Annotated in this window: 15 protein-coding genes; 8 read left to right on the top strand and 7 right to left on the bottom strand. The window is 74.3% G+C overall.

Annotated elements, in window-relative coordinates; genetic code table 11:
* Positions 1 to 70 precede the first annotated feature (70 nt).
* From AC54T2_RS12040 to AC54T2_RS12030, 3 genes are read right to left on the bottom strand one after another with little or no spacing between them, the layout of a single operon-like run.
* Positions 71 to 688 (bottom strand): hypothetical protein, encoded by a 618-nt coding sequence (locus AC54T2_RS12040; RefSeq protein ID WP_489974746.1) that lies wholly within the window; start codon positions 686 to 688, stop codon positions 71 to 73.
* On the bottom strand, positions 685 to 1,251 hold the full coding sequence (locus AC54T2_RS12035; protein ID WP_489974745.1) for a sigma-70 family RNA polymerase sigma factor: 567 nt from the start codon (positions 1,249 to 1,251) through the stop codon (positions 685 to 687). Before AC54T2_RS12035 ends, AC54T2_RS12040 begins: the two co-directional genes overlap by 4 nt.
* Positions 1,252 to 1,303: 52 nt before the next feature.
* Positions 1,304 to 2,377: a trans-sulfuration enzyme family protein gene (locus AC54T2_RS12030; protein ID WP_496666290.1), complete on the bottom strand. Its 1,074-nt coding sequence runs from the start codon at positions 2,375 to 2,377 to the stop codon at positions 1,304 to 1,306.
* Positions 2,378 to 2,409: 32 nt separating this feature from the next.
* Here AC54T2_RS12030 and AC54T2_RS12025 point away from each other — a divergent pair, with 32 nt between their 5' ends.
* A complete protein-coding gene (locus AC54T2_RS12025; protein WP_496666289.1) occupies positions 2,410 to 3,567 on the top strand; it encodes a D-alanine--D-alanine ligase family protein in 1,158 nt (385 codons plus the stop codon).
* A gap of 40 nt (positions 3,568 to 3,607) precedes the next feature.
* Here AC54T2_RS12025 and AC54T2_RS12020 read toward each other — a convergent pair whose 3' ends face one another.
* Positions 3,608 to 4,123, bottom strand: a complete 516-nt coding sequence (locus tag AC54T2_RS12020) for a DUF3515 domain-containing protein (RefSeq protein WP_496666288.1) — start codon at positions 4,121 to 4,123, stop codon at positions 3,608 to 3,610.
* Between the two features lie 14 nt (positions 4,124 to 4,137).
* Positions 4,138 to 4,374, bottom strand: a complete 237-nt coding sequence (locus AC54T2_RS12015; RefSeq protein WP_090972075.1) for an Lrp/AsnC family transcriptional regulator — start codon at positions 4,372 to 4,374, stop codon at positions 4,138 to 4,140.
* A 117-nt stretch (positions 4,375 to 4,491) separates the two neighbouring features.
* On the opposite strand from AC54T2_RS12015, the gene AC54T2_RS12010 reads away from it, so the two are divergent.
* Positions 4,492 to 5,454 carry a thiamine-phosphate kinase gene (locus AC54T2_RS12010; protein WP_496666287.1) on the top strand — a complete coding sequence of 321 codons (963 nt, stop codon included), beginning with the start codon at positions 4,492 to 4,494 and terminating at the stop codon, positions 5,452 to 5,454.
* A gap of 258 nt (positions 5,455 to 5,712) precedes the next feature.
* On the opposite strand, the gene rpmB is transcribed toward AC54T2_RS12010, so the two are convergent.
* Positions 5,713 to 5,898 (bottom strand): 50S ribosomal protein L28, encoded by a 186-nt coding sequence (gene rpmB, locus AC54T2_RS12005; protein WP_056602600.1) that lies wholly within the window; start codon positions 5,896 to 5,898, stop codon positions 5,713 to 5,715.
* Between the two features lie 232 nt (positions 5,899 to 6,130).
* Between rpmB and AC54T2_RS12000 the strand changes: the two genes are divergently transcribed.
* From AC54T2_RS12000 to coaD, 4 genes are read left to right on the top strand one after another with little or no spacing between them, the layout of a single operon-like run.
* Complete coding sequence (locus AC54T2_RS12000; protein WP_496666286.1) at positions 6,131 to 7,780, top strand: DAK2 domain-containing protein; 1,650 nt, start codon at positions 6,131 to 6,133, stop codon at positions 7,778 to 7,780.
* Positions 7,781 to 7,796: 16 nt separating this feature from the next.
* Complete coding sequence (locus AC54T2_RS11995; RefSeq protein WP_496666285.1) at positions 7,797 to 10,004, top strand: ATP-dependent DNA helicase RecG; 2,208 nt, start codon at positions 7,797 to 7,799, stop codon at positions 10,002 to 10,004.
* Positions 10,005 to 10,014: 10 nt separating this feature from the next.
* On the top strand, positions 10,015 to 10,584 hold the full coding sequence (gene rsmD, locus AC54T2_RS11990; protein WP_186340906.1) for a 16S rRNA (guanine(966)-N(2))-methyltransferase RsmD: 570 nt from the start codon (positions 10,015 to 10,017) through the stop codon (positions 10,582 to 10,584).
* 52 nt (positions 10,585 to 10,636) lie between these two features.
* A complete protein-coding gene (gene coaD / locus AC54T2_RS11985) occupies positions 10,637 to 11,125 on the top strand; it encodes a pantetheine-phosphate adenylyltransferase (RefSeq protein WP_496666284.1) in 489 nt (162 codons plus the stop codon).
* A 26-nt stretch (positions 11,126 to 11,151) separates the two neighbouring features.
* Here the strand turns inward: coaD and AC54T2_RS11980 are convergent, their stop codons facing one another.
* Positions 11,152 to 11,820: a hypothetical protein gene (locus tag AC54T2_RS11980; RefSeq protein ID WP_186340908.1), complete on the bottom strand. Its 669-nt coding sequence runs from the start codon at positions 11,818 to 11,820 to the stop codon at positions 11,152 to 11,154.
* A 156-nt stretch (positions 11,821 to 11,976) separates the two neighbouring features.
* Between AC54T2_RS11980 and AC54T2_RS11975 the strand changes: the two genes are divergently transcribed.
* Both AC54T2_RS11975 and AC54T2_RS11970 read left to right on the top strand, forming a co-directional pair.
* Positions 11,977 to 13,131, top strand: coding sequence for a sensor histidine kinase (locus AC54T2_RS11975; protein WP_496666283.1), 1,155 nt, complete (start codon positions 11,977 to 11,979; stop codon positions 13,129 to 13,131).
* Positions 13,128 to 13,835: a response regulator gene (locus tag AC54T2_RS11970; RefSeq protein ID WP_489974737.1), complete on the top strand. Its 708-nt coding sequence runs from the start codon at positions 13,128 to 13,130 to the stop codon at positions 13,833 to 13,835. Before AC54T2_RS11975 ends, AC54T2_RS11970 begins: the two co-directional genes overlap by 4 nt.
* Positions 13,836 to 13,851: the final 16 nt, after the last annotated feature.

Genomic DNA, 13,851 nt, shown 5'->3' with positions numbered 1-13,851 from the left:
GGGACACGACTTCCAGAGCCTGACTCGAACATCACTCGTACCAGGTACGAGTGAACTGCGACCCAGCTGCTCAGCCCCGCCCCGCCACGACGTCGCACGCCCCGACCGGGCCGCTGGCGACCTCGGCGGTCACGGAGGACTTCGTGCCCTCGACGACCCGCTGTCCGTCGCGCTCCTCGATGTCGGACAGCTCGTGCTGGGTCATGGCCTCGACGGACAGGACCATCACGAAGGTCTCGCCGTCACGGACCGCGCCCGGCGGGAGGGTCACCTTGACCATCTCCTGGCCGATCTGGAGGGACATGCCCACCTCGCGGCCCACCTCGGCGTAGCGGCCAGGTGCGCACCCCTGGAGGTCGGGGAGATAGGTGATGTCCGCCGCGATCCCGTGCTCCTCCAACGCGCGCTCGAGACCGGCGGCGTCCTGGGGGCGGTTGATCTGGACCTCGATGGTGCCTGCGTTGCCCTCCTGCACCGAGTACGCACGCGTCGTCCCGAGGCCCGGCACGAGGACGACTCCCACGACCGCGGTGGCGGCGACGCCTGCCGCGACGGCGAGGGCACGACGACGCGTACGACGTGGGGCGGGGGCGACGGCCGGCGCCGTCGCCACCTCGCGGCGCAGGCCGATGAGGAGGCGGGACTCGAAGGTGTCGAGCTCGGGCGGGGGAGGGGTGTGCGTGCTCATGCGGTCACCTCGAAGGGGCTGGGAAGGACGTCCTGGAGCCGGGTCCGAGCCCGGTGGTAGCGGACGCGGGCATTGCCGGCGGAGATGCCGAGGGCGTGCGCCGCCTCGGTGAGGCTGAGCCCGTCGACGGCCACGAGCTCGACGACGGCTCGCTGCTTGTCCGGCAGGGACGCGAGCGAGCGGTGGAGCTGACGTGCCATCCGCTCCCCGTCAATGCGATCGGCGATGCGTTCGGCGGACTGCTCGTCGAGGAGCGCCCGCCCGGACAGCCGGCCGTGCGCCCGCGACTCCCGCACCCGGCGACGGACGTCGTCGGCGACGACGTGCCGGGCGATGCCGGCCAGCCAAGCGCTGGCGGTGCCGGCGGTGGCGTCGTAGCGTGCTGCGCTGTCGATGACGGCGAGGAAGATGTCGGCCGTCAGGTCGGCCGCGGTGTGCGGGTCGTCGACCCGGCGCGCCACGAAACGGCGTACCCAGGCCAGGTGCGCGCGGTAGAACGCCTCGAAGGCGTCGGGGTCGCGCCCGATGCCGGAGATGTCGGCGACATCGGTTGGTGGCTCCATGCCCGTACTTCGCCCCATGGGGCTGAAGCGTTACACGCGCGCTGCGCAGCCGTCAGCCGACGCACCCGTCGAGCGCGGTGCGCAGGTCGTCCCAGAGGTCCTCGACGTCCTCGATGCCGACGGAGAGCCGCACCAGGCCGTCGGGGATGGTGGCGGCCTCGGCCTTCCACCGCCGGCGGCGCTCCAGGCTCGACTCGACGCCGCCGAGCGACGTGGCGTGGATCCACAGGCGGGTCTTGCGGCTGAGCAGGTCGGCGGCCACCTCGCCCTGGGCGAGCACGATGCTGACGATCGCGCCGAAGCCCGGGTAGCGCACCTCCGACAGCGCGGGGTGCTCGGCGAGCCGGCGGGCCAGCTCCTGGGCGTTGGCCTGCGCGCGCTCGACGCGCAGGTGCAGGGTGCGCAGGCCGCGCAGGGTCAGCCACGCCTCGAACGGGCCGGGGATCGCCCCGACGAGGTCGCGACGTCCCTTGAGCACGCCGTGGAGCTCGTCGTCGCGGGTGACGATCGCGCCCATCTGCACGTCGGAGTGCCCGGCGAGGTACTTGGTGGCGGAGTGCACGACGATGTCGACGTCGTCGTCGAGGGGCCGCTGGAGCAGGGGAGTGGCGAAGGTGTTGTCGACCACGACGTACGCCCCGGCCTCGTGCGCCGCCTTCGTGATCGTGGGGATGTCGGCAACCTCCAGGGCCGGGTTGGTGGGCGACTCCAGCCACACCAGCGCGGCGCCGTCGCAGGCCGCCACCACCGCGTCGGTGGCGGTGACGTCGACCAGCTCCGCCCTGAGCCGGCCCCGGGCCTCCAGGTCGGCGAGCTGCATGATCGTGCCGGTGTAGCCGTGCCGTGGCGCGACGACCTTTCCCTCCGCGCCCACCAGGTCGAGCACGGTGGCGACCGCGGCCAGGCCGGACGCGAAGGTCAGGCAGCGGCCGCCCTCCAGGGCGCCGAGCGCGTCCTCCAGCGCCGTCCACGTCGGGTTGCCGTAGCGCCCGTACTCCACCTCGCCGCCGGCGACGTAGGTCGCCGCCATCGTGATCGGGGTGTTGAGCGGCGCGTCGGGGACCTTGTCGGGCCGACCGGCCGTGACGGCGATCGTCGCGGGCCTGAGCGGTGAGTCTGCAGCCATACGCGCCAGCGTAGGTGGATAGGGTCGAGGCGATGAACGACACCTCCCCCCGCACCACCTCGGACCCCACCCCGGACTCCGCTGCGCGCAAGCCGCGCGTCGCCGTCGTCTTCGGGGGCCGCTCCTCCGAGCACGGCATCTCCTGCGTCACCGCAGGCAGCGTGCTGGCCGCGATCGACCGGGAGGCCTACGACGTGGTGCCGGTCGGGATCGCCACCGACGGGCGGTGGGTGCTCGAGCGCGACGAGCCGGCGCGTCTTGCGATCCGGGGCAACGACCTCCCGCAGGTCGACGCCGACCGGTCGCCCGTCGCGCTGCGGGGCGCGACCACGGGCACCGACCTCGTCGTCACCGAGGCGTCCAGCGTCCCGTCGGTCATCGGCGAGGTCGACGTGGTGTTCCCGCTGCTCCACGGGCCGTGGGGCGAGGACGGCACCCTCCAGGGCATGCTCGAGATGGCCGGCGTGCGCTACGTCGGCTCCGGCGTGCTCGCCTCGGCGATCGGCATGGACAAGGCCTACATGAAGGTGGTCCTGCAGGCCGCCGGGCTGCCGGTCACGCCCGGCATCGTCGTGACCCGCACCGAGTGGGAGCAGGACCCCCTCGGCTGCCGCGCCCGGATCGAGGAGCTCGGGTTCCCGTCGTTCGCCAAGCCGGCCCGCGCCGGCTCGAGCATGGGCATCAGCAAGGTCCACGACGCCACCGAGGTCGCGGACGCGCTCGAGGAGGCGTTCCGCCACGACCCCAAGGTGCTCGTCGAGCACTCGATGGAGGGTGCCCGCGAGGTGGAGTGCGGCGTGCTCGGCACGTTCGAGGGACCGCCCGAGACCTCGCGCCCCGGCGAGGTGCGCACCGGCGGAGACCACGAGTTCTACGACTTCGAGGCCAAGTACCTCCCCGACCAGCACACCGAGATCGACATCCCCGCCCACGTCTCCGCCGAGACCGAGCAGGAGTTGCGCGCGATGGCGGTGCGGGCGTTCGAGGCGCTGTCGTGCGAGGGGCTCGCCCGGGTCGACTTCTTCCTCATGCCCGACGGGTCGCTGGTGATCAACGAGCTCAACACGATGCCGGGGTTCACGCCGACCTCCATGTATCCCCAGCTGTGGGCGGCCACCGGGATGTCCTACCCCGCGATGGTGGACCGGCTCGTCCAGCTGGCGCTGCGCCGCGACACCGGCCTGCGCTGAGCGGTCACAGGCAGGATCACCGGCAGGATCCCAGCCAGGGTCACAGGCAGGGGAGGCCCTCGCGCAGGTGCTCCTTCAGCGCCGGCGCCAGGTCGGCGAGCGCGCGGTCGATCCCCTCGGTGCGGTAGTCGGCGGGCACCGTGAGCTCGACGAGCGGGTCGAGGGTGAGGGCCACCGGCGTCGCGGTCTCCGAGATGTCGGTGAGCTGGTCCGGGGTGACGTACCAGCCGACACCCTCGATGACGCTGCACTCCGCGGTGGGCTCGTAGTCGTCGGGCCGCTCCACGCCGCAGGAGAGGACGTAGGCCGGATCGCCCCAGGCCGCGCCCAGCGCGTCGGCCGGCTCCACCTCGCGCCGCTCCTGGCCGGCGAGAGTCTCGGGCAGGTCGGCGACCAGCGCCTCGCACGCGGCGCGGTCGCGCTCGGACAGGTCGACGTCGTCGATCGTGGGTGCGCCCGAGCACCCGGTGCCCGCCCACAGGACGAGGACGCCGAGGGCGACGGACGTGACGACGCCCCGGCCCGTGGTGGGGCCGAGGCGTCGAGGCGGCTGCACGGGGGCCGGGTCGCTCAGATGTGGACGACCGGGCAGGTGAGCGTGCGGGTGATGCCGTCGAGGTTCTGCACCTTGGACACGACGAGCTTGCCCAGCTCGTCGACGTTCTTGGCCTCGGCGCGCACGATCACGTCGTAGGGACCGGTGACGTCCTCGGCGAGCGTGACGCCGTTGACCTGCGCGATCTCGCGGGCGACCTCGGCGGCCTTGCCGACGTCGGTCTGGATCAGGATGTAGGCCTGGACGACCATCGTGGACTCCTCGGTCTCGTTCATCGGGTGTGACGGACACAACCTATCGCGCGGCGAGCCGGCCCCGACAGGGGACGGGTGCGACCCGGGCGGCCCGCCGTCTGGTGGGATGGGCCCATGGCACTGGCAGCGGACGCAACCCTCGGTGAGGCCGGCGAGTTCGACCTCATCGCCGAGCTCATCGCCCAGCTCGGCGATGCCACCGATGCCGACGAGCACGTGCTCGTCGGCCCCGGCGACGACGCCGCCGTGCTGCGGGTCAAGCGCGGCCACGTCGTGGTCTCCACCGACCTGATGGTCGAGGGCCGCCACTTCCGCCGCGACTGGGCCAGCGCCGCCGACGTGGGCCACCGGGCCGCGGCGCAGAACCTCTCGGACGTCAACGCCATGGGCGGGGTCGCCCGCCACCTCACCCTCGGCCTGGCCGCGCCGGCGGACCTCCCGGTGGCGTGGGCGCTCGACTTCGCCCGCGGCGTCGCGGAGGAGTGCGCGGGCATCGGCGCGACCGTCGTCGGCGGCGACCTGACCCGCGCCGACCAGCTGACGATCGCGGTCACCGTCCTCGGCGAGTGCGCCCAGGCGCCGGTCCTGCGCTCGGGCGCCCGGCCGGGCGACGTGCTCGCGCTGACCGGCCGCCAGGGGTGGGCCGCCGGTGGGCTGGCCGTCCTCGGCCGCGGGTTCCGCTCGCCGCGGGTGCTGGTGGAGGCCTACCGCCGCCCCGAGCCGCCGTACGCCGCGGGCCGGGTCGCCGCAGAGGCGGGGGCGACCTCGCTCATCGACATCTCCGACGGCCTCCTGGCCGAGGCCGGGCACATCGCCGACGCGAGCGGCGTCGCGATCGACGTCCGCACCGGGGCGTTCGAGATCCCCGAGCCGCTCCAGGCCGTGGGCGCCGCCCTCGGCGCCGACCCGATGCAGTTCATCCTCGGCGGCGGTGACGACCACTCCCTGCTGGCCACCTTCCCCGACGTGGCGTCGGTGCCCGCCGGGTGGCAGGTGATCGGCGAGGTGCTCGAGGGGGAGGGCGTCACCGTCGACGGCGGGGCGTACGACGGCCCCACCGGCTGGACCCACTTCTGAGTCTCCTGGCCCCTGAGTCTCCTGGAGACTCAACGCCGACCTGACCGCGCCGGGCGGGCTCGCCCGGCGCCGATCGGCGGCGATCGGTGCCGACCTGGAGGGGGAGTCTGACACTTCGAGGGGGTTGCAACGGCCTCCAGGTGTCGGAGTCCCCGCTCGAGCGGGGACTCCGACAAGCCGCCAGAAGCCGCGGACACCACCCACGCACGACGAAGCCCCCGGCGCAGAGCGGCGGGGGCTTCGATCGACGACGTCAGGTCAGCGGGAGACCTTGCCGGCCTTGAGGCAGCCGGTGCAGACGTTGAGGCGCTTGGGCGTGCCGTTGACGGTCGCCCGGACGCGCTGGATGTTGGGGTTGAAACGACGCTTGGTGATCTTGCGCGACCAGGGACGGTTGTTTCCGAAGCCCGGCTTCTTGGCGCAGATGTCGCAGACGGCAGCCACCGTGCACTCCGATCCGTTCGAGGTTGATAGAGATGTTCGTGAGGCCCGCACCCCGCATGAAGCGGCAGCAGGCAACCGCGCAAGAGTAGCCGAGGACCCGGGGCGGGATGAAATCGTAGCCCCGCGCAATGCGGGCACTAGCCTGTGGCGCGCACCACATCGCCCCACATTGCGCGATGAGAACCCGCCGGAACCCCTGACAACCCACGAGAACCCGGAGCAGACCGACCCGATGGAGCACGTCACCCACGGCATCACCCTCGACGGTGTCGCGCGGTTCGTCGACATCGCGACGGACGCGCTCTCGTCGGCGCGCGAGGAGATCGACGCGCTCAACGTCTACCCGGTGCCCGACGGCGACACCGGCACCAACATGTTCCTCACCGTCTCCGCGGCCCGCGACGCGCTGCGCGAGGCGATGGCGGACGACCCCGGGCTCGCGCTCGGCGACGGGATGGCCGTGCTCGCCCGGGCCGCGCTCATGGGCGCTCGCGGCAACTCCGGGGTGATCCTCAGCCAGATGCTGCGTGCCTACGTACGTCACCTCGCCGGCGCCGCGGTCGCCGACCGGCCGGCCGAGACGATCGCCGCGGCGATGGCCGAGGCGACCGAGGCCAGCTACGCCGCCGTCGGCGTCCCCGTCGAGGGCACCATCCTCACCGTCGCGCGGGCCGCCTCGGACGCGGCGGTCGAGGCGGCGGCGGGCGGGGCGCGCACCCGCGACGTGTTCACCGCCGCGGCGGCCGCCGCCCGCGCGGCCCTGCTGCGCACGCCCGAGCAGCTCGACGTGCTGGCCCAGGCCGGGGTCGTCGACGCCGGCGGCCGCGGGCTCTGCGTCGTGCTCGACGCGGTCGAGACCACCGCCACCGGACGCCGGCCCACGCCGTTCTCGGCCCCCCTCGGCACGCACCACATCCCCGTGGCCACGCTGGCCCCGGGTGACGACCTGACCGAGGACGGCCCCGGCTACGAGGTGATGTACCTGCTCGACGTCGACCCCGAGAGGGAGCAGGAGCGGGTCGTCGAGCTCCGTGCGCGGCTCGGACCGCTCGGCGACAGCCTGGTGGTCGTCGGGGGCGAGGGCCTGTGGAACGTGCACGTGCACGTCGACGACGTCGGCGCCGCCATCGAGGCCGGGATCGCCGCCGGCCGGCCGCACCGCATCCGGGTCACCCACTTCGCCGACCTGGTCGCCGGCCGGCAGAGGGCCTCGACCCGCTCGGGCCGTCGCGTCGTCGCGGTCGCCGCCGGCGACGGACTGGCCGAGCTGTTCGCGTCGGCCGGCGCGGTCGTCGTGCCCGGCGGGCCCGGCCGTCGCCCGTCGACCGGCCAGCTCCTCGAGGCGGTCGTCCAGTGCGGCGCGCACGAGGTCGTGGTGCTCCCCAACGACGCCGACAGCGTGCGGGCCGCGGAGATCGCGGCGCGTACGGCCGAGGCGGAGCACGACGTCACCGTCGAGGTGATCCCGACGCACGCGCAGGTGCAGGGCCTGGCCGCCATCTCGGTCCATGAGCCCGGTCGTGCCTTCGACGCCGACGTCCGCGAGATGACCGCGACCGCCCGCCACGTGCGCCACGGCGCGGTGACCGTCGCCGCCCGCCGGGCCATCACGATGGCCGGCCCGTGCGAGCCCGGCGACGCGCTCGGCGTCATCGCGGGCGACTTCGCGGTGGTCGGCTCCGACCTGGGCGAGGTCGCCACCGACGTGCTGGAGCGCCTCCTCGCCGGCGGTGGCGAGCTGGTGACGATCGTGTCGGGCGACGGCGGCGAGGAGCTCGCCCGCCAGGTCGCCGCCCACGTCGAGCAGCGCCACCCCCACGTCGACGTGGCGGTCCACGACGGCGGCCAGTCGCGCTACCCCCTGCTGGTCAGCGTGGAGTGAGCGGCAGGATTCACGCATGGTCGCGATCACCCCGGACAGCCCCATCGGGGCGGTGTTCGGCAACCACCACAAGAAGCGCAAGCTGGCCGAGGAGGGCCTCGGGCTCGAGACGGTCGGCGACCTGCTGCGCCACTTCCCGCGCCGCTACGTGGCGGCCACCGAGCTCTCGGAGGTCGCCACGCCCGTCGTCGGCGACCAGCTCACGATCGTGGGGGAGGTGCGCTCGTGCGAGAGCGCGTCCTTCTTCAGCGGCAACCGCCGCCAGTTCCGGACGACGGTGCGGCTGCGGACCGACGGCCCCGACTTCTCCGTCACCCTGTTCAGCCCCTACGCCACCATGGTCGAGCGCCACGAGGCCGAGTTCCGCCCCGGGGCGCGGGCCGTCTTCACCGGCAGGGCCAAGCAGTTCCGCGGCAGCTGGCAGCTCGAGCAGCCCCACGGGTTCGCGCTCGACGGCCCGGACGCACCGCGGTTGAGCAAGCTGATGCCGGTCTATCCGCTGACCGCCAAGCTCTACACCTGGGACATCCAGAAGGTCGTGGCGACGGCGCTCGACCTCGTCACCGACGTCCCGGACGTGCTGACTCCCGAGCTGCGCGAGCGCTTCGGCGTGCTCGACGTGATGCAGGCGCTGCGCTGGATCCACGCCCCGGACGACTGGACGCAGGTCGGCGCCGCGCAGAAGCGGTTCCGCTTCGAGGAGGCGCTGGTGCTCCAGCTCGTCCTCGCCCGCCGGCGCGCGGCCCACCGGGCCCAGGGCGCGCGGGCCCGCGTGCGCCGCGACGACGGGTTGCTGGCCGCCTTCGACGAGCGGCTGCCGTTCGAGCTCACCGGCGGTCAGCGCGAGATCGGCGACCTCGTCGCCGAGGAGCTCGGCCGCGACCACCCGATGAACCGCCTGCTCCAGGGCGAGGTGGGCTCGGGCAAGACCCTGGTCGCCCTGCGCGCGATGCTCCAGGTGGTCGACGCCGGGGGACAGGCCGCCCTCCTCGCCCCGACCGAGGTCCTGGCCCAGCAGCACCACCGCTCCGTCTCCGCCATGCTCGGCGACCTCGCCCAGGGCGGCATGCTCGGCGGCGACCCGCGTGCCACCCAGGTCGTGCTGCTCACCGGCTCGATGGGCAAGGCGGCCCGCCAGGAGGCGATGCTGCGGATCGTGACCGGCGAGGCCGGCATCGTCATCGGCACCCACGCGCTGCTCGAGGACCGGGTGGAGTTCGCCGACCTCGGCCTCGTGGTGGTCGACGAGCAGCACCGCTTCGGCGTGGAGCAGCGCGCGGCGCTGACCGACAAGGCCGGCTCGCCTCCGCACGTGCTCGTGATGACGGCGACGCCGATCCCGCGCACGGTCGCGATGACGGTCTTCGGCGACCTCGAGACGTCCGTCCTCGCCGAGCTGCCCGCGGGCCGCGCGCCGATCCAGACCAACGTCGTGCCGCTGGCCGAGCAGCCCACCTGGATCGAGCGGGTGTGGCAGCGGGTGCGTGAGGAGGTCGAGCAGGGGCACCAGGCGTACGTGGTGTGCCCCCGCATCTCCGGCGACGCGGGGGAGGAGGGCGAGACCGACCAGCTCGACTTCGACGACGAGGGGACCGAGATCGCGCCCAAGCGGTCGCTCGCGGCGGTCGAGGAGGTCCACGCCGAGCTGGCGGCCGGCGCCCTCGCCGGGCTCCGCACCGCCGTCCTGCACGGGCGGATGGCGCCCGACGACAAGGACCGCACGATGCGCGCCTTCGCCGCCGGGGAGATCGACGTCCTGGTGTCCACGACGGTCATCGAGGTCGGCGTCGACGTCCACAACGCCACCACGATGGTGCTCCTCGACGCCGACCGGTTCGGCGTCTCCCAGCTCCACCAGCTGCGCGGCCGGGTCGGTCGTGGCGGCCTGCCCGGGCTGTGCCTGCTCGTCTCGCACGCCGACGCCGGCAGCCCGGCGCGCGAGCGCCTCGACGCCGTCGCCTCGACCACGGACGGCTTCGAGCTGAGCCGCGTCGACCTCGAGCAGCGGCGCGAGGGCGACGTGCTCGGCGCCAACCAGTCGGGCTTCCACTCCAGCCTCGTCACACTTCGGGTACTCCGCGACGAGAAGACGATCGTCCGGGCCCGCGAGGCCGCGGAGGCGCTACTCTCCGAGGACTTCGCGCTCGGGCAGGCGCCCGACCTGGCCGCCGCGGTTGCCGAGGTCGAGCGCTCGGCGGTGTCGGGATTCATGGAGAAGGGCTGAGCACGGGGACATGACTCGCATCATCGGGGGAACGGCCGGAGGTCGACGGCTTGAGACGCCTCGCGGCCAGACGACCCGTCCGACGAGTGACCGGGTGCGCGAGGCCCTGTTCTCGGCGATCGAGTCGCGCACCGGGTCGCTCGACGGGCTGCGGTTCCTCGACCTGTACGCCGGCTCCGGCGCCGTGGGCCTCGAGGCGTGGTCGCGGGGCGCGGGCGTGGTGACCATGGTCGAGCAGGACCGCCGCACGGCCGCCCTGATCTCCCGCAACGCGGCCACCCTCGGCTTCTCGCGCGCCCGGGTGGTGGCGGCATCGGTCGCGGCGTTCCTCGCCTCGCCCCCCGCGGCGCCCTACGACGTGGTGTTCTCCGACCCGCCCTACCCGACCCCCGACGCCGCGGTCGACGCCGACCTGGTCGCGCTGGTCGCGCAGGGCTGGCTCGTGCCGGGCGCCCTGGTGGTGGTCGAGCGGGCCGCGAAGCGCACGGTGCTGACCTGGCCGCCGGGCATCGAGGAGGACCGCACGCGCCGCTACGGCGAGACCGCCCTTTGGTACGGTCACGCCACCGTGGCCCCCTGAGCCCGCCGACCACCCGCGGGAGCAGAGCCGTCCCTGCGAAGGAAGGACGCCCGTGCGTCGCGCTGTCTGCCCCGGGTCCTTCGACCCGGTGACCAACGGCCACCTCGACATCGTCGGGCGCGCCGCCACCCTCTTCGACGAGGTCGTCGTCGCCGTCGGCACCAACATGAGCAAGAACCGGCTCTTCACCCCCGACGAGCGCATCGCGATGCTCGAGGAGGCCACCGCCGGCATCGCCAACGTGCACGTCGCCGGGTTCGACGGCCTCATCGTCGACTTCTGCCGCGAGATCGAGGCGGTCGCCATCGTCAAGGGCCTGCGCGGGGCCGGTGACTACGAGTACGAGCTGCCGATGGCCCAGATGAACTCCCACCTCACCGCGGTGGAGACGGTCTTCCTGCCCGGTGCGGTCGGCAACGCGTTCGTCTCCTCCAGCCTGATCAAGGAGGTCGCGGCGCTCGGCGGCGACGTGCGCGGCTTCGTGCCCGACGCCGTGCACGCTCGCCTCCTCGCCCGCCTCGCCGAGCGCGCGCAGGCCTAGCCCCCGCGCGCCGGCCGGCGCCGGTCTCACGACCGTGCGCGTCGCGCCGCGCCGGCGATCAGCACGCCGCAGGTGATCGAGGCGAGCACGCCGAACGCCACGGTCTTCCACGCGAAGGGCAGGAAGTCGCAGACCACGGCGGCGAGTGCCGGCAGCACGACCCACCACCCGACCCAGCCCGCCCGCGCGCCGGCGCACGCCAGCAGCAGCAGGCCGAGCATCAAGCCCGGGATCAGGGCCAGGAACGTGACGCCACCCGCGGCGCCGGACTCGCCGATGCGTTCCATCACCGGTGCCGTACCGGGGTCGACGAGGTAGAGGTCGCGCGCGATCAGCTCCGCGGTCCGCAGCCCGGCCAGGCCGGCCGTCCCGAGGAGCCCGAGGCCCGCCGCGATCCTGCCGACCACCCGCCCGCGGCCGTCGGGCAGGCAGCCGAGCCGGACGAAGAGGGCGCCGATCACCGGCGCCGCGAGGAACGACATCACGTAGCTGACGAGCAACGGCCCCTCGTGCGCGACCACGAACGCGGCCCGTGCCTGCGGGTCGTCCGCGGCCGACATCGCCTGGTGCGGCGCGACGACCTCGCTGACGGCGACCAGCAGGAAGCCGCTGAGGAGCAGCCACCACGATCGTGAGGGGGCGTCGGGCCGCGGGGGAGCGGGCGCGTCGTGCGTGGCGAGGGTGGTGGTGGACATGGCTTCCTCCTGGTCGGGTGCGTAGGGCTCCGACGCTAGGAACGGCCGCGGGGCCCTCGGCACCCTCGCGACGACCGACCCGACCCTCCTGCGGGCGGGTCCGCACCCTCCTGTGGACGGGGCCGGACGCCTCGTCGCGGCAGTAGCGTCGTGCCTGTGGTGAGGTGCCCGGGGCGACACACGAGCGGTGGCGACGTCGCGCTCGCGGCGCTGCTCGCCCTGGGTGCGGCCGTCGAGACCCTGCTGGTGTCGCAGGCCGACCACGCGCCGGCCCGCGCCGCGCTGGCCGTGGCGACGTGCGGCGCGCTCGCGTTCCGGCGCCGCCACCCGCTGGGCACGGCGACGGCGGTCTCGGTCGGTCTCGCGGTCGAGTCGGTGGCGCTCGAGTCGCCCGACGAGGTGGGCGTCCTGCTCGCCACCGTGGTGGCGTCGTACTCGCTCGCGGCCTACGCGACGCGTCGTGACGGCGTCGTCGGCGGGGTGCTCCTCGCGATGGCCCTGGCGATGGCCATCGCGCTGGACCCGTCCGACTCGCCGGTCAACATCCTGCCCACCCTCATGCTCTTCCTCGCCGTGCCGGCGGCGCTCGGCCTGGCCGTGGGGCGACGACAACGCCGCATCGACGAGCTCGAGCGCGAGCAGCGCGAGGCCACTGCCGCAGCGGTCCAGCGCGAGCGCGCGCGGATCGCCCGCGAGCTGCACGACGTGGTGGCGCACGCCGTGACGCTCATCGCAGTGCAGGCCGAGGCGGGGGCGACCGTCGCCGAGGGCGATCCCGCGGCGGCCCGGAGGTCGCTGCTGGCCATCGGTGACGTCAGCCGCGAGGCGCTCGAGGAGCTGCACCGCCTGCTGGGGCTGCTGTCCACCGAGGACGAGACCGGCGCCGCGCCGGACGACCTGGGCCCCGGCTCGCTGGAGGCGCTCACGGCCGGCGTGCGGGCCGCCGGGCTCGCGGTGCGCACCGACCTCGCGCCGCTCCCGGTGCTGCCGCCCGACGTCGGGCGCTGCGTGCACCGCGTGGTGCAGGAGGGCCTCACCAACGCCCTGAGGCACTCCAGCGGCGAGCTGGCCGAGGTGCGCATCGACGTCGTCGCCGAGGAGCTGCGGGTCGTGGTCGACAGCACCGGCCGGCGGCACGCGTCGTCGTACGGCGGGAGCGGGCGCGGCCTGGCCGGCCTCCGCGAGCGCGTGGAGGCGCTCGGCGGCGAGCTGGCTGCCGGTCCGCGCGAGGGCGGGTTCGTGGTCGAGGCGCGGCTGCCTCTCGCGCGCGAGCGACGGGCCACCGCGCCCGAGCGGGACGGGGCCCGGTGAGCGCGCCCGCGCTGCCCTCCGCGCCGCCCCCCGCGCCGCTGCGGGTGGTCGTCGCCGAGGACGAGACGCTCGTGCGCGACGGGCTGGTGGCCATCGTCGCCGCGGCACCCGATCTCGACGTCGTCGGCACGGCCGCCGACGGTGAGGAGGCGGTCGCCGCGGCGCAGGCGTTGCTGCCCGACGTCGTGCTGATGGACGTCCGGATGCCGCGGCTCGACGGGGTCGGGGCGACCCGGCGGATCGTCGGTGCGGGCCTGGCCTCCCGCGTCCTGGTGCTCACCACCGTGCACGACGACGCGGTCGTGGCCGCGGCGCTGCGCGAGGGTGCGAGCGGCTTCCTGCTCAAGAGCGTGCGCCGCGAGCAGCTCTGGGCGGCCGTACGCGCCGTCCACGCCGGCGACACCCTGCTGGCCCCCGACGTCACGCGCCGGCTCGTCGAGCAGCACCTCGCGCGTCCTCCGGTCGGCGACGGCTCCTCGCTCGGCCTGACGCCGCGCCAGGCCGACGTCGTGCGCCTCGTCGCGCGCGGGCTGTCCAACGCCGAGGTGGCTGCGCGGCTGCACCTGGCCGAGTCGACGGTCAAGGGCTACCTCAGCGAGGTGCTCGTGCGCCACGGGCTGCGCGACCGCACCCAGGTCGTCGTGCTCGCCTACGAGTCCGGCCTCGTCGCCCCCGGCGACGCGGGCGGCGGCCCCCGGCCGTGAGACCCTCGTCCGGGGC

It is taken from the genome of Nocardioides sp. Z35_8, assembly GCF_059621125.1.
This window is presented reverse-complemented; position numbering and strand designations above follow the sequence as displayed.